The sequence below is a fragment of the Citrobacter sp. Cb023 genome, from assembly GCF_030336805.1.
In the GTDB taxonomy this organism is placed as follows: domain Bacteria; phylum Pseudomonadota; class Gammaproteobacteria; order Enterobacterales; family Enterobacteriaceae; genus Citrobacter; species Citrobacter braakii.
In genome coordinates, this window is the sequence record NZ_JAOWCV010000025.1 from 527664 (window position 1) to 545160 (window position 17497).

Annotated in this window: 34 protein-coding genes and 1 tRNA gene; 11 read left to right on the top strand and 24 right to left on the bottom strand. The window is 50.8% G+C overall.

Annotated elements, in window-relative coordinates:
* Positions 1-51: 51 nt before the first annotated feature.
* From OGW44_RS03865 to OGW44_RS03980, 24 genes are all read right to left on the bottom strand, one after another.
* Positions 52-549 (bottom strand): hypothetical protein, encoded by a 498-nt coding sequence (locus tag OGW44_RS03865; protein ID WP_185654540.1) that lies wholly within the window; start codon positions 547-549, stop codon positions 52-54.
* A gap of 333 nt (positions 550-882) precedes the next feature.
* Positions 883-1281, bottom strand: a complete 399-nt coding sequence (locus tag OGW44_RS03870) for an HNH endonuclease (RefSeq protein WP_185654539.1) — start codon at positions 1279-1281, stop codon at positions 883-885.
* A gap of 64 nt (positions 1282-1345) precedes the next feature.
* Complete coding sequence (locus tag OGW44_RS03875) at positions 1346-1870, bottom strand: Rha family transcriptional regulator (protein ID WP_181562128.1); 525 nt, start codon at positions 1868-1870, stop codon at positions 1346-1348.
* A gap of 173 nt (positions 1871-2043) precedes the next feature.
* A complete protein-coding gene (locus tag OGW44_RS03880) occupies positions 2044-2511 on the bottom strand; it encodes a lysis protein (RefSeq protein WP_185654538.1) in 468 nt (155 codons plus the stop codon).
* Entirely contained in the window at positions 2508-2984 is a 477-nt protein-coding gene (locus OGW44_RS03885; protein WP_185654537.1) for a glycoside hydrolase family 24 protein, read from the bottom strand. The genes OGW44_RS03880 and OGW44_RS03885 overlap by 4 nt, the downstream gene beginning before the upstream one ends.
* Entirely contained in the window at positions 2968-3312 is a 345-nt protein-coding gene (locus OGW44_RS03890) for a phage holin, lambda family (protein WP_185654536.1), read from the bottom strand. Before OGW44_RS03890 ends, OGW44_RS03885 begins: the two co-directional genes overlap by 17 nt.
* Before the next feature lie 179 nt (positions 3313-3491).
* Positions 3492-3566 (bottom strand) — tRNA-Asn (locus tag OGW44_RS03895).
* A 92-nt stretch (positions 3567-3658) separates the two neighbouring features.
* A complete protein-coding gene (locus tag OGW44_RS03900) occupies positions 3659-4159 on the bottom strand; it encodes an antiterminator Q family protein (RefSeq protein WP_185654535.1) in 501 nt (166 codons plus the stop codon).
* Positions 4156-4350, bottom strand: coding sequence for a hypothetical protein (locus OGW44_RS03905; protein ID WP_185654534.1), 195 nt, complete (start codon positions 4348-4350; stop codon positions 4156-4158). Before OGW44_RS03905 ends, OGW44_RS03900 begins: the two co-directional genes overlap by 4 nt.
* A gap of 172 nt (positions 4351-4522) precedes the next feature.
* Positions 4523-4984 (bottom strand): hypothetical protein, encoded by a 462-nt coding sequence (locus tag OGW44_RS03910; protein ID WP_185654533.1) that lies wholly within the window; start codon positions 4982-4984, stop codon positions 4523-4525.
* 9 nt (positions 4985-4993) lie between these two features.
* Positions 4994-5449 (bottom strand): YbcN family protein, encoded by a 456-nt coding sequence (locus tag OGW44_RS03915; RefSeq protein ID WP_278085696.1) that lies wholly within the window; start codon positions 5447-5449, stop codon positions 4994-4996.
* 162 nt (positions 5450-5611) lie between these two features.
* Complete coding sequence (locus OGW44_RS03920; RefSeq protein WP_376746174.1) at positions 5612-5866, bottom strand: DUF7301 family protein; 255 nt, start codon at positions 5864-5866, stop codon at positions 5612-5614.
* Entirely contained in the window at positions 5859-6488 is a 630-nt protein-coding gene (locus OGW44_RS03925; RefSeq protein ID WP_278085697.1) for a hypothetical protein, read from the bottom strand. Before OGW44_RS03925 ends, OGW44_RS03920 begins: the two co-directional genes overlap by 8 nt.
* Positions 6485-6850 carry an HNH endonuclease gene (locus OGW44_RS03930; RefSeq protein WP_185655174.1) on the bottom strand — a complete coding sequence of 122 codons (366 nt, stop codon included), beginning with the start codon at positions 6848-6850 and terminating at the stop codon, positions 6485-6487. Before OGW44_RS03930 ends, OGW44_RS03925 begins: the two co-directional genes overlap by 4 nt.
* Before the next feature lies 1 nt (position 6851).
* Positions 6852-7223, bottom strand: a complete 372-nt coding sequence (locus OGW44_RS03935; RefSeq protein ID WP_185655175.1) for an ead/Ea22-like family protein — start codon at positions 7221-7223, stop codon at positions 6852-6854.
* Positions 7220-7507, bottom strand: a complete 288-nt coding sequence (locus tag OGW44_RS03940) for a hypothetical protein (protein WP_221774893.1) — start codon at positions 7505-7507, stop codon at positions 7220-7222. The genes OGW44_RS03935 and OGW44_RS03940 overlap by 4 nt, the downstream gene beginning before the upstream one ends.
* Entirely contained in the window at positions 7504-7977 is a 474-nt protein-coding gene (locus OGW44_RS03945) for a YfdS family phage-associated protein (protein WP_260490316.1), read from the bottom strand. The genes OGW44_RS03940 and OGW44_RS03945 overlap by 4 nt, the downstream gene beginning before the upstream one ends.
* A 55-nt stretch (positions 7978-8032) precedes the next feature.
* A complete protein-coding gene (locus tag OGW44_RS03950) occupies positions 8033-8239 on the bottom strand; it encodes a hypothetical protein (protein ID WP_185655173.1) in 207 nt (68 codons plus the stop codon).
* Positions 8240-8524: 285 nt separating this feature from the next.
* Entirely contained in the window at positions 8525-8830 is a 306-nt protein-coding gene (locus OGW44_RS03955; RefSeq protein ID WP_185655172.1) for a hypothetical protein, read from the bottom strand.
* Positions 8827-10194 carry a replicative DNA helicase gene (locus OGW44_RS03960; protein ID WP_185655171.1) on the bottom strand — a complete coding sequence of 456 codons (1368 nt, stop codon included), beginning with the start codon at positions 10192-10194 and terminating at the stop codon, positions 8827-8829. The genes OGW44_RS03955 and OGW44_RS03960 overlap by 4 nt, the downstream gene beginning before the upstream one ends.
* A complete protein-coding gene (locus OGW44_RS03965) occupies positions 10191-11024 on the bottom strand; it encodes a replication protein (RefSeq protein WP_185655170.1) in 834 nt (277 codons plus the stop codon). The genes OGW44_RS03960 and OGW44_RS03965 overlap by 4 nt, the downstream gene beginning before the upstream one ends.
* Complete coding sequence (locus tag OGW44_RS03970; RefSeq protein WP_179957925.1) at positions 11011-11178, bottom strand: hypothetical protein; 168 nt, start codon at positions 11176-11178, stop codon at positions 11011-11013. Before OGW44_RS03970 ends, OGW44_RS03965 begins: the two co-directional genes overlap by 14 nt.
* Before the next feature lie 38 nt (positions 11179-11216).
* Positions 11217-11501, bottom strand: coding sequence for a CII family transcriptional regulator (locus OGW44_RS03975; RefSeq protein WP_181634457.1), 285 nt, complete (start codon positions 11499-11501; stop codon positions 11217-11219).
* 118 nt (positions 11502-11619) lie between these two features.
* Complete coding sequence (locus OGW44_RS03980; protein WP_048220906.1) at positions 11620-11835, bottom strand: helix-turn-helix domain-containing protein; 216 nt, start codon at positions 11833-11835, stop codon at positions 11620-11622.
* A 98-nt stretch (positions 11836-11933) separates the two neighbouring features.
* Between OGW44_RS03980 and OGW44_RS03985 the strand changes: the two genes are divergently transcribed.
* From OGW44_RS03985 to OGW44_RS04030, 11 genes are all read left to right on the top strand, one after another.
* Complete coding sequence (locus tag OGW44_RS03985) at positions 11934-12566, top strand: LexA family protein (protein WP_085049486.1); 633 nt, start codon at positions 11934-11936, stop codon at positions 12564-12566.
* Between the two features lie 743 nt (positions 12567-13309).
* Entirely contained in the window at positions 13310-13504 is a 195-nt protein-coding gene (locus tag OGW44_RS25755) for a transcriptional antitermination N peptide (protein ID WP_502873897.1), read from the top strand.
* A gap of 20 nt (positions 13505-13524) precedes the next feature.
* Positions 13525-13686: a hypothetical protein gene (locus OGW44_RS03990; protein WP_185655169.1), complete on the top strand. Its 162-nt coding sequence runs from the start codon at positions 13525-13527 to the stop codon at positions 13684-13686.
* Between the two features lie 46 nt (positions 13687-13732).
* Entirely contained in the window at positions 13733-13996 is a 264-nt protein-coding gene (locus tag OGW44_RS03995; protein ID WP_185655168.1) for a hypothetical protein, read from the top strand.
* A gap of 164 nt (positions 13997-14160) precedes the next feature.
* Positions 14161-14379, top strand: a complete 219-nt coding sequence (locus OGW44_RS04000) for a hypothetical protein (protein ID WP_185655167.1) — start codon at positions 14161-14163, stop codon at positions 14377-14379.
* Entirely contained in the window at positions 14376-14534 is a 159-nt protein-coding gene (locus OGW44_RS04005) for a hypothetical protein (RefSeq protein ID WP_185655166.1), read from the top strand. Before OGW44_RS04000 ends, OGW44_RS04005 begins: the two co-directional genes overlap by 4 nt.
* Positions 14531-14740, top strand: coding sequence for a cell division protein FtsZ (locus tag OGW44_RS04010; protein WP_185655165.1), 210 nt, complete (start codon positions 14531-14533; stop codon positions 14738-14740). The genes OGW44_RS04005 and OGW44_RS04010 overlap by 4 nt, the downstream gene beginning before the upstream one ends.
* Before the next feature lie 71 nt (positions 14741-14811).
* A complete protein-coding gene (locus OGW44_RS04015; protein ID WP_185655164.1) occupies positions 14812-15783 on the top strand; it encodes a coiled-coil domain-containing protein in 972 nt (323 codons plus the stop codon).
* A gap of 7 nt (positions 15784-15790) precedes the next feature.
* Positions 15791-16075, top strand: coding sequence for a host nuclease inhibitor GamL (gamL, locus tag OGW44_RS04020; RefSeq protein WP_069219607.1), 285 nt, complete (start codon positions 15791-15793; stop codon positions 16073-16075).
* Positions 16076-16093: 18 nt separating this feature from the next.
* Positions 16094-16840 carry a phage recombination protein Bet gene (bet, locus tag OGW44_RS04025; protein ID WP_069219606.1) on the top strand — a complete coding sequence of 249 codons (747 nt, stop codon included), beginning with the start codon at positions 16094-16096 and terminating at the stop codon, positions 16838-16840.
* Positions 16837-17460: a lambda exonuclease family protein gene (locus OGW44_RS04030; protein ID WP_069219605.1), complete on the top strand. Its 624-nt coding sequence runs from the start codon at positions 16837-16839 to the stop codon at positions 17458-17460. The genes bet and OGW44_RS04030 overlap by 4 nt, the downstream gene beginning before the upstream one ends.
* Positions 17461-17497 lie beyond the last annotated feature (37 nt).

Below are 17497 nucleotides of genomic sequence, written 5' to 3' on the forward strand. Positions count from 1 at the left end.
CTGCTGTTTGACATTATCGGAGCCACTTGGTGAATGGCTCCTGCAATGCCGTCAGTCGCGTAAATACTCTTCGGTTGTGAACCCGATTTCACCCGTATGGAAAATCGCGCTGGTAGGATCAATCACGATAATGGAATGAGGATTAGAGTTTTCATTCAGCCATTTAATTACCGGCTTTGTCACTTCTTCGAATGAAGAAGATAAGACTTTGTTTGTGTCTGTGACATTGCATTCACCAAGGCATGGACCATTATCAGTGAAGCAGTTAGTACATGCGTGGTCGTGAATGTGGTTCGCTGACTTTGGTTCTTCTTCGTAAACCGGAGTACAAACCATACTGTCGATACCGCATGTACGGATGGATATGGTTTCCAAAGTGCCGGGGGCAGTGAATAGCTCAATAACGAATTCAGCGCCAGGGCGAAAACGAGGTTTGTCTGTTGCGTAGCCTCCGAAAACCTGCACCTTGTTAATTCCGCCACCTGCCATAATGAGGGATGACTGATGATGCTGAAATAGCTTCACATGCCAGTACAAAATTTTACTCATCTTGATTTCCTTTTAGGTGTGAGCCTGTCGCACGGGAAAGCCGCCAGAGAGAAACGGTTTCCCCAGGCTCACGACTGAAAGACTCTCTTGTTTTGCGCGTGCGATGCGCGGACATTCCCGGCGCGGTGCCGGGTATTGGTATTATTGAAGGTGCAGCGGTCGCCACCATCTCACGATGTTGCTTAGCCACTTACGGCTTACCCGTCAGCAAGATGTGATCACCATCCTTGCGGGGTTACACAAATCATTATCAAGCCCACCAGGAGATGAGCTTTGTAATGAAGAGCCGTTGTGAAAGTGGCTCTCTTGGCGACGAGCTCAATTTTGAGCCGGTTACCCAGCTTTCGCTTCCATCAGCGTGACCATATCAGGATCCATCTGGCTGACGATCCGCTCACGCGCGGTCTTCGCGGCGTGACACGACCAGCAGAGGCTTTCAAGGTTGCTGTCTTCATCAGTACCGCCGTGGGCCTTCGCTTTGATGTGGTCCACACACGACGCCTGCTTCACGATCCCCTGCCGAAGATGGTTCTGACACAGCCCTTTGTCTCGCTTAAGTATCCGCTCCCGGATAACTTCCCACTTTGTTCCGTATCCACGCTGCTGTCGTGATTGACCTGGCTTATAGGACTTCCAGCCTTCACCTTTGTGATTTTCACAGTAGCCAGACGGGTCTGTTGTGGTGTTCCGACAGCCGCGAACGCGACAAGCCTTCGGTGTGCGCGGTGGCATATTCACTCCCCAAACGTATAGCATTATCGCAGGCACTCATTGAATGCCTGCTGTAATGTCGCGATCAGCCAATCAACAATTCTGGCTGCGTCACCTGCATGATGTGCTCATGCTCCAGTGCCAGGACGCGCTTTTCCTTCTTGCGTTCGTTCATTAAACGACTGCCGATCGTGCCTTTCAGCTTCGAGCGTGTTTCTTTGATGGCATAGCGGTGCTGCATTTCTTCGCCCATCGCCATGCGTCGGCTAAGTTGTTCGGACATCCAGTTGAATGCTGAGATATAACTCTCTTTGATTGCTGCAGCAGCTCTCCCAGTGAATCCCATCACAACCATGATCCAGCCATCTTTTGTCAGGCTGTACATCGGGCGAACCTTACCCTGCTCATCGATATAATCAGCCGACGCAAAATTGCGTTGGCCAAACTCACTCGAGCAATCGGACTTAACCTGCTCGATTTTCCTGAGCACATCGCCGTGTCGCTTGCCGAAGTACTTGGCAACTTTTCTGGAAGTGGTGACGACCTCTCCGTTTTTGGCTTGCACCATTTCGCGGAAGTCGAAGGCCGGAATAACTGACGGATTATTCATAGCGTTTTTACCTTTTAGAAAGATGAGCCTGTTCGCACAGAAAAGCCGCCCCGAGATGGTCGCCACCATATACGGCAGTTCTCAGGCTCAGCTTTCTGAAAGACTCGGGATTGTCATGCGCTGCGATGCGCGGTTTACTGCTGGTATAAAAAAGCCCCGCTATTGCGAGGCTGTTATTTCAGGCACTGCGTGGTGATGTATTCCTGCAGCGCCCTCAAGGCTGTTTGGTCGCTGACGATTCCGGACCGGATACCGAGAACGTTTCGTCCAGCAACTGCAGAGAGTTCGACGGTGGCATCATCGCCCATGCTGGCGGCGCCGGTGGTTTGGGTTGCGGCTGACACTGGACACTTGCCTTTGACGAGCACCCGACCACCATTATCAAGCTTACGCTGCAGAGCATCATTTTCAGCTTTAGCATCTGCCAGTTCCTTCGTGTATTTGGCATCCAGCGCAGCAACATCACGCTGCCGGGTTGTCATGTCGGTGATGGTGGCGTTAGCCAGATTCAGAGCCTGAGTTTTCTCATCGCGCTGCTTCTTGTATTCTGTGGCGTTATCGCGGTAGTGATTAGCCGCCCAGCCAAGCGACACGATGACGCAGACGACAACGGCAATGATGATTGCAGTTACTCGACTCATGACTTTGGCTCGTTTACCGTACCGCCAGCCTCTTTGAATTTGGCGATGAGGCTATCAGCCTTATGCTCAAACTGACCGTAACCAGCGCCGGGGAGTGATGCCCAGATATTGCTGCAGCGATCGATAGCCTGACGGATGTCGCCAGAGTCGATTAACTCCAGCGCGCGGCGTTCTTTAATCTGCTGCAATGCCACTGCGTCCTGGCTTTTGGGGGAGAAATCTTTCAGACCAAGCTGCTTGCGGTAGGCATCCCACCAACGAGACAGCAACTGATATCGACCGGCTGCCGTAGATTTAAGTTTCGGATTCAGTGTTACTAACTTGCGCGGGTGATCTGAATAATCAGTGAACAGCGAGCCACCGACAATCACATCGTATCCGTGGTTTTTTGTTGGCTGCCCTGGCTTATCCGTACCTTCTGACCAGGCAAGCATATCGAGGAACGCTTTTCGCTGGTTATTGCTTATCTGCATTGCCACCTCCGAAACGATTTCCAACATATCCAGACAGGAAGGTGCTGAGCTTCTTCACACCGACGAACCCGATAAATCCACCGATGCCAACAGTGAGTGCTTTCGGCACATCGAAGTAATCGAGAGCGGAATATGTGGTTAGCGCCAGTGCGCCACACATTAATCCTTCAAAGAACGTTTCTTTCCAGCTGCTGCCAGAATAAGCCATTCGCAGGACAGCCATCACGATAGCCATAATGACGCCACCGATAGGAACGTCACCGCGCCACCAGGACGCCAGAATTTCGCTGATGTCTGCCCATCCATGTGGAGTGTTAGGCATCTTCATAGTCTCTCTCCTCGCAAGTGAAGCGGGAGTTGTGTGTTTGTAGAGAAGCGCCTCACCCATTGCGTTCAAGGAGTAAGTGGTTAGCTGTATGGATGGGCGCGAATAAAAAAGCCAGCGGCGATGCTGGCAAGATGAGGGTAGTGCGTTGAGCTTTCGCTCTTATGGTCCTGGTAGGGATTTGGCGGGACAGGAAGGATTCGAACCTTCGACCAATCGGTTAACAGCCGATCGCACAACCTCTGTGCTTCTGACCCTGAATGCAAAAAGCCCCGCAATTGCGAGGCTCTGAGTTCTGATAGGTCAAACGCAAATACGGCAACCTACACTAAATATAATGCTCATTTGTTCATTGAAATGCAAGCACGTTGTGAACATTTTTTGCAACTTTCCTCACACTTTCACGACCGTTGAAAGCATTTTGCAAAGGTTGGTACAAACAGAACAATGCCGCATTGATGGTTTCTTTCACTTCTCTGCGTGTAGTAGAAAGGCTCGGGCGCTTGTACTGGTTACCGGCTCGCGTCTTCATCAAGCGCGGTTTGCTGACCTCATGCTGCCATGAGGCGATCCGTATCTCGCTGGAGTTGCAGACGTAGTATGCGAAGATAACCCGCCACGCATTTTCATCGACGTTCTTCAGGTAATGACGCAGCACTGCATCAATCAGCATGCCGTCATCATCACTACACATCGGGCGGCTTGACTGCTCACCTTCGACTGTCGCCATGAACTTGGCGATCATGTTAATCATCGATTTGTCGATTTTACCGGTCTGAGCCCACGCGCCCCAAAGGTGAAGCCAGTTATCAATCCAGCAACGTTGATCTGCAGTTAGTTCCAGTTTCATGCTGACGGCCCCTTGTTCATGTTTGCGCGGTTGATGATTTCACGGCGTAATTCGTTGTTCCGATCGATGCGTTTCTGAAGTTCTGCTGTCTCAACATCCAGACGGGCTATTTCACTTCTTGCGTAAGGAGTCAGCCTGGTAGCACGCTCTACTGACGAGCGCTGATAGTTGTCGATATCGGTGCGGTTCATTGCTGACACCTTAGAGCCGATGCAAGCTCTGCTTGTGGTATCGCCAGAAGAGTTTCACGCTGCTGTGAGGTAATGTTTCGCATGCCCATGAAAACAATCCCTGCAGGAGTCCTGACAGCGGCTACGTTCTTGCTGCGATACCAGTTAAGCAAGGCGAGTGTATTGTGGTGACTCATGCTGCTTCTCCCATGCGCAAAGTTATGTTCTGCTGATACCAGTCAGGCGCAGTGAACTCGATACGCCCTAACACGCCAGTAATCCGTAACTGCTTGAGTCGTACTAACTCCTGCTTGTAGTGCTGATAAAGCTCATCTTTCTGCCATGGCTTAATCTTCATCGGGTGCAGCGCGGCGCGGGATACCTGTTCTATGGTCATCACGCCATATTCGTATTCAGCATGACGGGCAAACTGAATCGGCTCTTCACCTAATCGACGGTGACAACCTACGCAGTGGGCCAGCGCGTTCAGTGGATGCCAGCGTGTAGCTGTGTGACGACGGCCATTGATGTGCGAACAATGCAGTGATGCGCGGTTGTTGCTGAAATCACGGCCACAACTTTCACAGCACCAGTTAGCGCGTTCGCGAACCAGTTCAGAAAAAATGGTGTCGTATTTGTCTCTTTTGAGTGCCATATGCTTTCCTTACTGGTCTTGTTGTTCGCGGAGTTGCTGAAATTCGCAGTTACTTGGGATAGTCAGTGCCAGGCCAAACTGAGCGCACCACGCCTCGACTTTGCAAAGGAAGATGTGCATCTCTCCGGTATCGAGTTGAGACGTGTGGCGAGGTTCCCAGGTTGTTTCTTTGGCGCCGGTGATGAAATCGGTGTAGGTGACTTCCTCGCAGCCTAGGTAAGTCTTTTTGAGGTTGCGCTTGACCCACTCAGGGGTAGCGTCAGTGCGGCCGGATTTAATCAGGTATTCGCTGATTTCCGTGTACCACATGTGGCTAAGTGCATTTTGACTAAGGCTACGCTTCTCTCTCCATGGCTTTAACTGGAGTCGATAGCATTGGCCGTCATTGAGATATGGTTGCAGGTGCTGACCGATGGCGGCGAAGTTGCCGGCATGCAGCTTGATACCCTGCTCTGGGATATTCATACGCCACCTCCGAGAGGTAACGCAGAATGCAGAAAATCGCAGGTGCATTTCTGCATCTGTGACAGGTGGTTTGAAGTACTCTTTGTGTTTCGCATCTAATTTCCCAATCAGATGCAGAGGTCACAGCCGGGTGCTCAATCCGACTGCGACATAATTATAACATTAATTTTGAGAGTGGGTAATGTTGCTTGACGTTGCAGAGGATGAGAATTCAGTTATGCGATTAACAAAAGCATTCATATCATTACTCATCAATCTTCGCAGTACCCTATCCCGACGAAATACACATAGCCTAGGCATGTTTTGCCGCTTTTCTCGAATTGGAAGTGATGATGAATTCCAGTAACGCTTCATCAGCGCACGGCCATGCTCCATGTCATACCCTGCTAACTCCTGAATGGTGCTAAATTTAGCCACGGTTCACCTCCTGCTGCGGTGCTGCTGAATGATGCCCAAGACCTTCGTCCGAGAACGAGAGGATTACCTTTGTAGGGTCAGCGCACTGAGGTTCCTCGCCATGCCTGAACACAACAAAACTGCAGCCATGTATCTCGGCCAGTTGCTCTGCCTCTACCTTCCAACCATCCGGAGTTACCGGAGAGTTGCCAGCCTGAAGCATGGCGTCGCGTAACTTACCAGGCACATCAGCCCACACGCCGGAATAATAACTAGTGCTGGGGTCTGTGTGCTCCAGAAGGTCTTCTATCGCTGAAGCAGCCATGCTCAGCAGCTCATCCGGCACTACCGGAGCTGGCGGTGCGGTGTAGAGCGCGATATCACGCCCCTGTGAATTATCAGGGAAACCGCGAAGATATAGACCGGTAGCCTGCATATTGGTGATTTCGCATTTTTCCGTCCACGCCACAGGCTCTGCACCAAACGCTGCAATAGCCACATCAATAACCTTCACAGCATCAGCCATTGCGTAGCCGAGATTACCGCCGTCGCTTTGTGCTGCTGCTTTGCTGAGTATTTCGCTTATCTGGTGCAGGCGATCGAGTGATACAGGACCGTTCGCCGGGTGGTTGTTAGTTGTCATGCAGTAGCCCCTTCTTGATATTTTTCGAACCAGAACACCACTGGGTCAGATTTCATTTCAACCAATCCCATACGAACTAGCGCTTTGCCTTTCCCGGAAACAAGGAATTCACGACGACCATCACCGATAATTCGCCGATAACCCTCCAGGCTACTGCAATGCTTGTGCAGATTGCATGGGTGGCATGCAGGAACCATATTGGCGATGTCGTCGCGCTCCTGGTGAAGCATCTGCCCATCAAAACGAATCACTGGCTTAACGTGGTCAGCGTGCCATTTCTCGCCAAGCTCGCAGCCGCAGTAGGCACAGCGACCGCCAAACTTCATGCGTAGCTCTGCACGTTGTTTTTTCGTCAGCGCCATCTCACTCCCCCTTCACGCCAATGCCAGCGGAGGTCAGTAGCGCGATAATTTCGGATTCCTCATAACATGCCACCTTGCCAGCCCACAATTTAGTAGTTGGTAGCTTCACAACAGGCTTATTGCGCTCCAGTTTGCGAATTAATTCTGATGCAGAATCGTGAGCCTCACGGAATGAGCGGGCTTGTCGGAGCATATCCTCATATCGTTCTTCTGCGGCTTCCAGCTCATCCAGCAGCGCCAGCACGGTCAAAGGAGTAGCGATGGCAACGAATCTCTTATTGGCCTCGATGCCTTTTGTGTAACGCTTGATGATGCCAAGCTCGTGCGCATCAGTTGCTAATTGGCGCAGCGCCTGTTTGTTGAGTGCTGTCATTGGGCTGCCTCCTGAACTGGCATCAGTGCGTTACGCACACATGGCTTGTAGTAGTGATGGAATGCGAACGTCAGGCCAAGTTTGGTTGCGCTCTGGTTCTTCTTGCTAAGCAGCCCGAGGTTCATGCAGATAGTCGTTGCCGTATATCCAGAGTGATAACCAGATGCCCGCTTCATAACTGTTTCAGCCAGAATGGTACGAAAGTCAGTACGACCGAAATTGGTACCTTCGAAAGCGGCGTTAACCACTTCGTCGGTCAGATGTGAATCGTCGACAATGCTCATAGCGCGGCTCCTTTGCGAAGTTGGTCGGCGAACTTAGTGGCGCGTCGTGCGATTGCTTTCATCAGTCCGTTTCCTTGTTCAGCACCCTCCGCATTCTTGGCAAACATCTCCACACCCTGCGCCCGCACTTCAGCCAGGAAAGCGTCGGTAGCTGGGGTTTCATTCATCAGGCGCTTTGACGTTGACCAGATTGCAGACAGCCACTCTTTATCCACCCACTTATCGCGATTTTTGAACATCTCATCGACAGTTTGGTGGCAGCGTGAAATTTCAAATTTGCATCGACCATTCTCCGCCGCCAGTTCCCTGCACTTGCTCTCGGCGTTAGCGAGCTGTAATGCAAGGTCCGCGCTCTGTGATTGCAACTCAGAGAACTTTCGCACCAGATACTGCGCATGGGTTTCATTGACTTTCATGTCTCCGGGCAGACATTTGCCACGGAGAAAACCTTCCATTTCGCATACGGTCATAATCCTACCCTCATAAAAAAGGCCCGCGATGCGAGCCTGTTAATCGATGTTTTTGCTATTTAATTTCATGATTTAAATGTTCAGGTTTGAAGGTGTGCCAGTAACCTTCCTCCCGGATTTCTTCTTTCTTTCTGCCGCAGCCATTGCAGCCGTAGTGAAAGATGATGGTTGGCTGCAACCCAGTTATAGATTGATAAGGATGGAGCTCTTTCTTAAACAGAACCCACTTATGTAAACCGATTAAGCAACGAATCTTCACCATTTCCTCCGGGCATAAAAAATGCCGACTATCACGGCCACGCTTGCAGATAGCTCTGCTATGTAGGCTTCAGTCATGCGCGATTTCCTCTGCCGGTGAACCAATCGAGCGCCTTTACAATGAGTGGGTTTTCCCACCATTCATCAATCCAGCGACGTTCGTTTTTGTCTCGATAAAACTCTGGCCCGCAGTAGTCATGCCATGACATGAAAACGCAGGTTCCGTCTTCAAGGCGCAAACGGTAAGTTGGATACGTGCAGATAATTCCGTTAGGTATTCGAATGCAGGTCATGCTCGCTTCACTCCGAATGTCTTAACCAGTGCCGACTCCATGCGACCTACACAGGATCGGATACGGGCTATCTCTGTCTCTGGAAACATGCTGGGTGCCATCTGCTCAAGTGCGCCTTTAAGTGGCTTGCTATCAACCTTTTCGATACGCGCCAGCGCAAAGGCCTTAAGCGACTGCTTGATGCTGCGACCGTCTACACGAGCACATGCGCGGCATAATTCAGCGTGGAGGATGGTTTCAGGGAATTCCGGGTACTCAGCTTCGATAATTTCCCGGGTGTTACGTGCTTCTTTGAAACTCATACGTCTGCTCCTTTGGCATAACGCTTTCCAGTTGAAGTATTGCTGGTTGAAATCATGCGGGCCTCATCCTGATCGCATGGCATGAAGTGACCGTTAACGAATCGCTGATACACAGTGCCAAGCGATCCAAAACGGTTTTTGGTAACGATGATTTCTGCAAATTTCGCCGCGGGACTATGCTCGTCGTATACCGCCTCTCGATAGAGCATGATGATGCAGTCTGCGTCCTGCTCTACGCTTCCTGAGTCGCGCAAGTCCGCGTTAACCGGTCGCTTGTTAGGCCGCTTCTCAACTTCACGGGATAGCTGGCTGAGAGAGATAACTGGCGTCTTAAGGTCTTTAGCCATAGCCTTCAGGCTGCCGGATATGTGCGCTATAGCCAGGTCATTTCGCTCTGCTTTTGGCTTCTCAATCAGGCCAAGGTAGTCAACCATGATGAGTGATAGCGCCGGGTTTTCCTGCTTGTGCCGTTCTGCAATGCTGCGGATTTCTTCGACTGTCAGTTTGGATGCGTCAACCATCCAGACATCAAGGTCTTTCAGGTGACATATGGCGTTGTAAACTCTCGCCCATCCTTCGTCGTCCATGTTTGCCGGGTTGCGCAGAACACTGACCGACATGTTTTCGCGTCCTGCAATGCTTCGCTCGGCGATCTGCAGGTTGCTCATCTCCATGCTGAAAATCAGCACCCCGCGCAAGGTGTCAGTTCCCGGAAGCGGTCGACTCGCCACGCCTTCAGCAATCTTCAGCGACAGCTCAGTTTTACCCATACCCGGACGGGCAGCGATAATCACCAAATCCTCAGCGTTCATTCCGCCGGTAATCGCATCCAGTTCGTCGATACCGGTTTTCATGGTGTCCGACTCTTCACCGTTTTTAAGCCTGTTCTCCAGTGTTTCGGCATAGTCATTCAGGACTTCTCCCAACCTAACTGGCTTAACCTCGCCTTTTGGCTTCCTGATGGTGCTCAGGCGGCGCATTAGCTCGTCCATTGCTGATGCTGCACCGTCCAGAGTTCCGTTGCTCACGTCGCCGCGTAGCTCGTCTATGGCGTGCAGGAACAATCTGCGCTGATGCTGGTCTGCCAGCATATCTGCGTAACCAGTCAGGTTTGCAGCGCTAGGGCATGCTCTGGCAGTCATCATCACATCGGTAGCATGCTGATCCCCGCATTCCTCAGCGACCATCAGAGCGTCAATCAGTTTACGATTTCTTGCCTGTTTGCGGATCACCTCAAAGGCTTTCCGGTAGAGTGGGATGGTGAACGCTTCAGCATCAATCCGGGCGAGAACGTCAGTTGCCGCCGGGGTAAGTCCGCCGAGAAGTAACCCGCCAATCACGCTGGCTTCGATGTCCTGTCTCATGCCATTCCCCTGTCAGCAAATTTTGCTTCCCGAACACCTGTCAGCGTATCGTCCCGCAGCAGGTAATCAAAATCCGCCGTCCATCCAGTGTTGTTATCGCCAAAGTAAAACGGCTTGGCCTGATGCACGAAAGCCCGGACGTATGCCCTGAACCCTTCGACGTTTGGTGTTTTAAGCTGGGGAATGATTTTCTTCAGGCGCCGCTTGCGCTTCTCGTTGACTGCCACAGCGTGTGGGAGTCTTTCGCCAACTTCAGCGTTGTAGGCTTCCAGGAAAGATTCGTAGTCGATTCTCTCTGGTTTGCGACGTTCAAGTTTTTCCTGCCCATCGTCGCCCCCGTCAGGGGGTAAGGGGGTATCTTTTATTTCTGTCTTTTGGATATTGTCTTTTGTGTTTACCTGATTCGGTAAATCACTATTTACCGTTTTGGTGAAGGTTTTCTTTACTGATTCGGTAAATGTTTTACCAATTCCGTTAACCTTTGTTTTCCACTCGGATATGTTCTTGTTCATTCCAACCTGACGACCTGTCTGAGTAAGAACTCCCATCCTGACAAGCTCGTTTTTTGCAGTAGAGCATTTAGTTGGCGCCATCCCGGTCAGAGCGGCGAATTGCTCATTGCCGATCCAGTCCATCTTCTTGTTGTATCCGTATGTCTTGCGCCACACAGCGATCACAATCAGCAACTGGTGTTGAGTGAGGCCTGACAGCATGACGGCCTCCATCAGTGCATTAGCGGTTCGCGTGTAGCCATCATCGAGATCTGCCACCTGACGCTCCACGGCCTCCAGTGATGGCCTGTAGTCTGCTAATTGCTTAACGACGCCCATGCTTCACTCCTGACTTAGCCATTGCGATCCGGATTACTCCAACAAGGCGCTCAGCGAACGCCTGATTCTTTGATGCAGCAACAATTAGTCCGTCAGGTGAATCAGGATAGCGACGCTCCTCATTTTCCTGGTATTTCTGCTTACGCTTTGCCATAATTACTCCTGCAACTTTGTTGACATGACACTGTGCTTTTAGGCGTCCAGACTGTTACCGCAGCTGGGCGCTTTATCTTTTGCGATAGCGTTTAACGCATGATGAAATGCCCGGCTAATTGGACTGATATCAGAGTCCATACCGAACGAGCACAAAACCGCTGCAATAAACCGCCAGTCCGTTCTGCTTATCTTCGATTCATGACACCCCACCATTTCAGCTAACCCTCGCTGGGTAACAGCTGAGAGGTTGATGAGTAAGTCAGTTTCAGCTCGATCTACATCTCGCTGTGTTGGTTTGCTGTAACTTGCGTGTTCCTTCATAGATAATTCCTTTGGTGTTGAAATAGTTAATGCGCATCCTGTGATGCGTAGTTGTTATCTCCACAAGGGCGGAGAGGATGAGCAGCAATGTTAAAGAGCGGTGTTTCTTATTTTTGAATTAGTGCTGAGCTTGGCGACTGTCGCCGAAGAGCAGCCATTCCGGATCGCACTTAAGCGCACGAGCCAACTCAACCAAATAACGTGGACGCTTCGTTGTCCCTGCCTCGATGGCCTGAAGGGACTGCTGTTTCATTCCTGCTAATGTTGCCAGCTGGGATTGAGACAGATTCATCTCTTCACGTTTTTGTTTGAGGCGCTGAGAAATTGTTTCCATATCACCTCCACAGTTTTATCTGTATTCTGTGACAGTTATTTCTGTTTGTCAATTACAGTTTTAGCTGTGACTATCAAGGCACACAGAAAGAGGTATTTATGAGCCTTGCAGAACGAGTAAAACAAAAAAGAACTGAGCTCGGATTGACGCAGACAGAGGCGGCTGAGAAGGCCGGGATCCGTCAGCAGTCATGGCAGAGCATTGAAGACGGGAAAACTCTCAAGCCACGGAATATAATTGGTATAGCCAAGGCATTGCGTTGTGATGCTGACTGGTTGATGAACGGTGGCGCATTTATGCCAATAGCCGAAGTGAACAGCAGGAGAGTTCCTTTGATTAGTTATGTGCAAGCTGGGGCCTTAGCTGAGAAGAACCCAATAGAGGCCTTCGATGGCAGCTTAGAGTACATCCTTACCGATCTTGATTTGTCAGAGCACAGTTTTGCCCTGCGCATTGAAGGTGATTCCATGGAACCAGATTTCAAAGCTGGTGATGTGATTATCGTCGATCCTGAAGTTGAGCCGGTTCCTGGTGAATTCGTAGTGGCTAAAAATGGTGGTGATCAGGCCACATTCAAAAAGTACCGCCCTACTTTTACTGATATGAATGGATGTCAGCACTTTGAACTTGTTCCATTGAACGATGATTACCCTGTAATTAACAGCAGCATCCAGCCCCTGACAATCATCGGTGTGATGATTGAACACAGAATTTATCGACGCAAGCGCTAGCACCACATGCCATCACCGAAAGAACCGGCTTAGGCCGGTTTTTTTACGCCTATACAAAAAATAAATCTCAATATTTTACAGATACATATGTTATCCATAAAAATTAATACAGTTTTATCTGTTGACGATAATACAGTTTTATCTGTATCTTTATCCCATCAGCAGGACGCACCACCGAGACAAGGAATTGAGTCTCAGCTCTTTAACACTGATGGGGTTACTTCTCCCGCCCTTGTGGGAGAGAAAAGTTTAACCAAACAGGAGGTGCCAAATGGTGCACTAACGCGGTTAGACCGCAGCCGAAAGGCAATGCAGTAGTCGTGATGCTGCCCTGAGTCGCCACTGAGCGAGCCTGTGTAGTGATGGGTCAAGGTTCTTATATCAAAACAAACTCCGGTAAAGCAGCGCGAACGCCAGATGCGCACCGGTTATTAGCGGCGAAGACGCGACAGATACTCAAGGGCATGAGCGCCGCCACTGCGAGAGTGTGGCCCAAAGGAAGTTGCTTTGGGATTGGATGAATGCGCAGGCTGATGCGCTGAGACGTCAAGATGATAAAGCTCAAGCTGCCTGGGAACGGTTCGCAAAATGGTGAGAGGCAGGTTTACCTAGCGAGAAATCATCAATGCCGGACGTGGTTCAGCACCGGCCATCCAATCACCAAAGCAACCACTGGAGGATGTATGACCAACTTAATCGCAAGCAACAGCGTTACACGGCGTTATCTGAAACGTGGCGCTCTAATGGCTAAGCGTCGCGCTGAGGCTTCTCAGAACGCGTCACAGACAGTTAAACATGATATGAGTCGCGTAGACAGAGCCACTTCGCTCGGTAGTCTGCGTGACAGCAATACAAGCGGATCTGCTTGCTTGCCAGATGTTGCGTTATACGCTGCTGGGCATCGCGGTAAGACTAAAAGCATTTATCCGGCGCGTTAATTAACTTATGAGGTGAGGCAATGGAAGGTAATTGCTTTCGATGTACCGGCCAGTGGAATGATGAAGAGTTCGATCGGGTTATTGAAGCGGAAGATGAAGGCGATGCGCGTGACCACTGGATGTACTGGTCATGGATAGCTGGAGCAACGCTGAAAAATCTGGAAATCAAACAGGCTGCCTAACTGGCGGCCTTTTTATTAGCTCACGATACAAACAGAGGGTAAGGCGATGGCAAAGGTTGTTTTAGTCTGGAATCCGCAAAAGACGGAATGCGTCGGTTTTGTTGAGCGTGAACCTAATGGTTCTACTTGGGATTGCGGGTCTGATGGTGATGCCGAGCATGCAGCAGGAGGGTGTCGATGGAATCCTGTGTCATCACTAGCTGATAGCTTCAGAGAGCAGTATGAGGACGTTGATGATGAATGCTTTATCCAGACGGTTGAGGTTAACCAAGACTTAGCAACAACGGTTGAAAGAGAAGAAGACGACTAACCCGCTCCTGCGGGTTTTTTATTGCCTCATACCTCAGCGGCTTCTCAGAGGACGCTTAGTTATGAATGGCGGCTATCCACCGCTTAACGATTCTGTAGCAAAGATTATTATTTTGCATGCAGAGGTCTTTAGCTCAGCGGCGCGGCTTAAGCGCGGAGATGATTATGACAAATACACCGGCACAAGGTGCCGCTTTCCCTATCGAGGGATACAGCAACGGAATTTCCATTCGTGACTACTTTGCGGCTAAGGCATTACAAGGCTGGCTTGCCAGTTACCCTGATGACAACAAGCATCCAGTAATCGCCGGTAATGCTGATGAAGTGGCATTGAATGCCTATCAAATGGCAGACGCAATGCTCCGCGCTCGGGAGGCATCATGACAGTCACCCACAACGGCAAGTTGTACCACGCATCAAAACTCAACGACAACGAGTGGCAATTTGTATCCGTCGACAAACCTCGAGAGAAAATAACAATGAACCGCCGGCAGATGCACATTGCCGGGTTATTGCAGCAGGTGGAGGGTAAATCATGATTTCACATTACGGAACGACACCAATGATTCGCCAGTGCGTAATGCCTGGAATGATGGCGCTTCACGAGGGCCGCACCTATCGCGTTTCAGCAGTCATCCAGGAGAGAAAATGGGTGTACCTGCACACCAATGCAGAGATTATCCGACTCACTGACTGCGTAATTGACGTCCTTCTCGACGGACGCGGCAACCCTATCCAGCACTAATTCCACACCATTCCCCCTACTCGTCCGGCTATCGCAGACGGGAAGCGCACAACCATATTTCAGGAGAGACCATGAGTGAAGTAACGGATTTAGTCGTTATCGAAAAATCGAGTGCAATGGCTGTATTCACCAATAACGAGCAACTCGATCCCATCATTGAAAAAATCGAGAAAGAAGCTCGCAGCCTGGTACCGGATGTATCTACCAAGAAAGGTCGTGATGCTATCGCGTCAATGGCTCACAAGGTCGCGCGTTCCAAAACGTATATCGACAACGCTGGTAAAGACCTTGTAGCAGAACTGAAAGCGCTGCCAAAGCAGATTGATGAGAGTCGCCGCATTGTTCGTGAACGTCTGGACGCGCTGAAAGATGAAGTGCGCCGACCGCTAACCGAGTGGGAAGCCGAGCAGGAAAGAATTAAGGCAGAGGAGGCCGCCAAGATTAAAGCAGAGGAAGACCGTAAGCGGTTTGAGTCCGACCACGAAATTGCCCTACTCATGAACGAAAAACATGACCGTGAAGCCAAAGAGAAAGCTGAAGAAGCCGAACGCCAGCGACTGGCTCATGAAGAAGAGTTAAAGCGTCAGGCGGCAGAACAGGCCAAGCGCGAAGCCGAAGAGAAAGCGGCAGCTGAACTGGCGGCAGCGAAGAAACGCGAAGAGGATGCGATTGCAGCAAAAGCTCAGGCTGAATTACTGGCTAAGCAAGCACAAGAACGCGCTGAGCAGGAAGCTAAAGACGCCGCTGCGAAAGCTGAAGCAGAGAAGAAAGCAGCCATTGAAGCGGAACAACGCAAAGCTCAGGAAGAAGCCGATCGCATTAAGCGTGAAGCTGAAGCGAAGGAATCAGCGCGCTTGGCCGAAGAGAAACGCAAAGCCGATGAGCAGGCAAAACGTGAAGCCGACGTGAAGCACCGCAAGACGGTCGGCACCAACATCGTTAACGCGCTCACCAGCAACACCAGCTTAACCCGCGAACAGGCTATCGAAGTGCTTACCGCTCTGAAAGATGACCTGATCCCTTGCGCGAAAATCCATTACTGAGGCAATCATGAACGCATTCCTCACTTACGACCGCATCGAAGATCGGCGATGGGTTGAGCAGAAACTCACCGAAGAGAAAGAGAAGTGGATCGACGACCGGGCGCAGCAAATCATTGACATGATGCCAAAAGAGCCGTCCGGCCTCTTCCACTTCACGGTCCCGATTGATTCCAGCCCATACGAAGGACTTCGCAGCGATAAAGCTGGCGAGGTCTACAACGATTTCATTTCGGCAGTTGCTTACGCCCAGGCGGAGCACGACTGGGAACACCGTACCGGCTGCCCGTTTTAATTTTTGAGGGGATTAACAATGAGCACTGCACTTTCCACCATGGCCGGGAAACTGGCAGCACGCCTCGGAATGGATGCCGGTACAGACCTGATGAATACGCTGAAGAATACAGCGTTTAAAGGTGGCAACGTAACGGACGAACAGTTTACAGCCCTGCTGATCGTCGCCAACCAGTACGGTCTGAACCCATGGACCAAAGAGATTTACGCCTTCCCCGATAAAGGCGGGATTGTCCCGGTAGTCGGCGTCGATGGATGGGCGCGTATTATCAACGAGCACCCGCAGTTTGACGGCATGGAATTCTCTTACGACAAAGAAGAAGGCGCATGCACCTGCAAGATTTACCGCAAAGACCGTAAGCACCCGACCATCGTCACCGAGTACATGGGCGAATGTAAACGTAATACTCAACCCTGGCAGTCCCACCCTACCCGCATGCTTCGCCACAAGACGCTTATCCAGTGCGCGCGCCTGGCCTTTGGTTTCGCTGGCATCTTCGATCAGGACGAGGCAGAGAGAGTTATTGAAGGAACAACGGCAGAGGTTCACGTGGGCCATGAATCAGATAGCCGTCGCCCGGAACTAATCGCAAAAGGTGAGTCTGCCGCGCGTCTTGGTACCGTCAAGTATCAGGAGTTCTGGGTGGCGTTAAGCGGAGAAGAGAAACAGGTGATCGGCGCAGTTGAGAAGCGCCGCATGTATGACATGAGTCTTGCAGTCGACAGTGCCGAACCTGTCAATGTCGCAGAGATGGAGGCTGAATGATGGAACAACGCACCCCTGAATGGTTTGCTGCGCGCTGCGGCAAGGTCACAGCCAGTCGCCTGGCTGATGTCATGGCCCGTACTAAGTCTGGCTACTCCGCCAGCCGCCAGAACTACATGGCAGATCTGATTTGCCAACGGCTGACCGGGAAGATGGAGGAAGGGTTTTCGAATGCCGCGATGATGCGAGGTACCGAACTGGAGCCAGTAGCCCGTGAGATGTATGCGCTAAATGAGTTCGATGCTGAAATCACTGAAGTTGGACTCATCGATCACCCAGCCATCTATGGATTCGCAGCCAGCCCGGACGGACTTGTTAACGACGACGGGCTTATCGAAATCAAATGCCCCAACACTTGGACCCATCTTGAAACGCTGAAAACAGGTGAGCCAAAGCGCCAGTACATGCTGCAAATGCATGCACAGATGATGTGCACCGGGCGGAAATGGTGTGATTTCGTTAGTTTCGATGATCGCTTGCCGCCTGATCTCGCGTATTTCAAGAAGCGTATTAATTTCGATGAAGAACTTGCGCGAGAAATCGAATCTGAAGTTAAGAGCTTTCTTGCGGATCTGGAATCTGAGATCCAGAAAATAAAATGCCATGGTAAAGCGGCATGAGCAGCGTCGCATGGCAACCGTGGGAAAACCTGTTCCT

Excerpts from the sequence above, each read along its gene's own strand:
- OGW44_RS04030 (WP_069219605.1), top strand. The coding sequence starts at position 16,837 with ATGATGGAACAACGCACCCCTGAATGGTTTGCTGCGCGCTGCGGCAAG.
- bet (WP_069219606.1), top strand. The coding sequence starts at position 16,094 with ATGAGCACTGCACTTTCCACCATGGCCGGGAAACTGGCAGCACGCCTC.
- OGW44_RS03925 (WP_278085697.1), bottom strand. The coding sequence starts at position 6,488 with ATGACAACTAACAACCACCCGGCGAACGGTCCTGTATCACTCGATCGC.
- OGW44_RS03970 (WP_179957925.1), bottom strand. The coding sequence starts at position 11,178 with ATGGCAAAGCGTAAGCAGAAATACCAGGAAAATGAGGAGCGTCGCTAT.
- OGW44_RS25755 (WP_502873897.1), top strand. The coding sequence starts at position 13,310 with ATGGCTAAGCGTCGCGCTGAGGCTTCTCAGAACGCGTCACAGACAGTT.
- OGW44_RS04000 (WP_185655167.1), top strand. The coding sequence starts at position 14,161 with ATGACAAATACACCGGCACAAGGTGCCGCTTTCCCTATCGAGGGATAC.
- OGW44_RS03880 (WP_185654538.1), bottom strand. The coding sequence starts at position 2,511 with ATGAGTCGAGTAACTGCAATCATCATTGCCGTTGTCGTCTGCGTCATC.
- OGW44_RS04015 (WP_185655164.1), top strand. The coding sequence starts at position 14,812 with ATGAGTGAAGTAACGGATTTAGTCGTTATCGAAAAATCGAGTGCAATG.
- OGW44_RS03910 (WP_185654533.1), bottom strand. The coding sequence starts at position 4,984 with ATGGCACTCAAAAGAGACAAATACGACACCATTTTTTCTGAACTGGTT.
- OGW44_RS04005 (WP_185655166.1), top strand. The coding sequence starts at position 14,376 with ATGACAGTCACCCACAACGGCAAGTTGTACCACGCATCAAAACTCAAC.
- OGW44_RS03995 (WP_185655168.1), top strand. The coding sequence starts at position 13,733 with ATGGCAAAGGTTGTTTTAGTCTGGAATCCGCAAAAGACGGAATGCGTC.
- OGW44_RS03870 (WP_185654539.1), bottom strand. The coding sequence starts at position 1,281 with ATGCCACCGCGCACACCGAAGGCTTGTCGCGTTCGCGGCTGTCGGAAC.
- OGW44_RS03900 (WP_185654535.1), bottom strand. The coding sequence starts at position 4,159 with ATGAAACTGGAACTAACTGCAGATCAACGTTGCTGGATTGATAACTGG.
- OGW44_RS03885 (WP_185654537.1), bottom strand. The coding sequence starts at position 2,984 with ATGCAGATAAGCAATAACCAGCGAAAAGCGTTCCTCGATATGCTTGCC.
- OGW44_RS03930 (WP_185655174.1), bottom strand. The coding sequence starts at position 6,850 with ATGGCGCTGACGAAAAAACAACGTGCAGAGCTACGCATGAAGTTTGGC.
- OGW44_RS03955 (WP_185655172.1), bottom strand. The coding sequence starts at position 8,830 with ATGAGTTTCAAAGAAGCACGTAACACCCGGGAAATTATCGAAGCTGAG.
- OGW44_RS03980 (WP_048220906.1), bottom strand. The coding sequence starts at position 11,835 with ATGGAAACAATTTCTCAGCGCCTCAAACAAAAACGTGAAGAGATGAAT.
- OGW44_RS03915 (WP_278085696.1), bottom strand. The coding sequence starts at position 5,449 with ATGAATATCCCAGAGCAGGGTATCAAGCTGCATGCCGGCAACTTCGCC.
- OGW44_RS03940 (WP_221774893.1), bottom strand. The coding sequence starts at position 7,507 with ATGAGCATTGTCGACGATTCACATCTGACCGACGAAGTGGTTAACGCC.
- OGW44_RS03965 (WP_185655170.1), bottom strand. The coding sequence starts at position 11,024 with ATGGGCGTCGTTAAGCAATTAGCAGACTACAGGCCATCACTGGAGGCC.
- OGW44_RS03985 (WP_085049486.1), top strand. The coding sequence starts at position 11,934 with ATGAGCCTTGCAGAACGAGTAAAACAAAAAAGAACTGAGCTCGGATTG.
- OGW44_RS03950 (WP_185655173.1), bottom strand. The coding sequence starts at position 8,239 with ATGGTGAAGATTCGTTGCTTAATCGGTTTACATAAGTGGGTTCTGTTT.
- OGW44_RS03905 (WP_185654534.1), bottom strand. The coding sequence starts at position 4,350 with ATGAACCGCACCGATATCGACAACTATCAGCGCTCGTCAGTAGAGCGT.
- OGW44_RS03945 (WP_260490316.1), bottom strand. The coding sequence starts at position 7,977 with ATGACCGTATGCGAAATGGAAGGTTTTCTCCGTGGCAAATGTCTGCCC.
- OGW44_RS03935 (WP_185655175.1), bottom strand. The coding sequence starts at position 7,223 with ATGACAGCACTCAACAAACAGGCGCTGCGCCAATTAGCAACTGATGCG.
- OGW44_RS04010 (WP_185655165.1), top strand. The coding sequence starts at position 14,531 with ATGATTTCACATTACGGAACGACACCAATGATTCGCCAGTGCGTAATG.
- OGW44_RS03960 (WP_185655171.1), bottom strand. The coding sequence starts at position 10,194 with ATGAGACAGGACATCGAAGCCAGCGTGATTGGCGGGTTACTTCTCGGC.
- OGW44_RS03875 (WP_181562128.1), bottom strand. The coding sequence starts at position 1,870 with ATGAATAATCCGTCAGTTATTCCGGCCTTCGACTTCCGCGAAATGGTG.
- OGW44_RS03990 (WP_185655169.1), top strand. The coding sequence starts at position 13,525 with ATGGAAGGTAATTGCTTTCGATGTACCGGCCAGTGGAATGATGAAGAG.
- gamL (WP_069219607.1), top strand. The coding sequence starts at position 15,791 with ATGAACGCATTCCTCACTTACGACCGCATCGAAGATCGGCGATGGGTT.
- OGW44_RS03865 (WP_185654540.1), bottom strand. The coding sequence starts at position 549 with ATGAGTAAAATTTTGTACTGGCATGTGAAGCTATTTCAGCATCATCAG.
- OGW44_RS03890 (WP_185654536.1), bottom strand. The coding sequence starts at position 3,312 with ATGAAGATGCCTAACACTCCACATGGATGGGCAGACATCAGCGAAATT.
- OGW44_RS03975 (WP_181634457.1), bottom strand. The coding sequence starts at position 11,501 with ATGAAGGAACACGCAAGTTACAGCAAACCAACACAGCGAGATGTAGAT.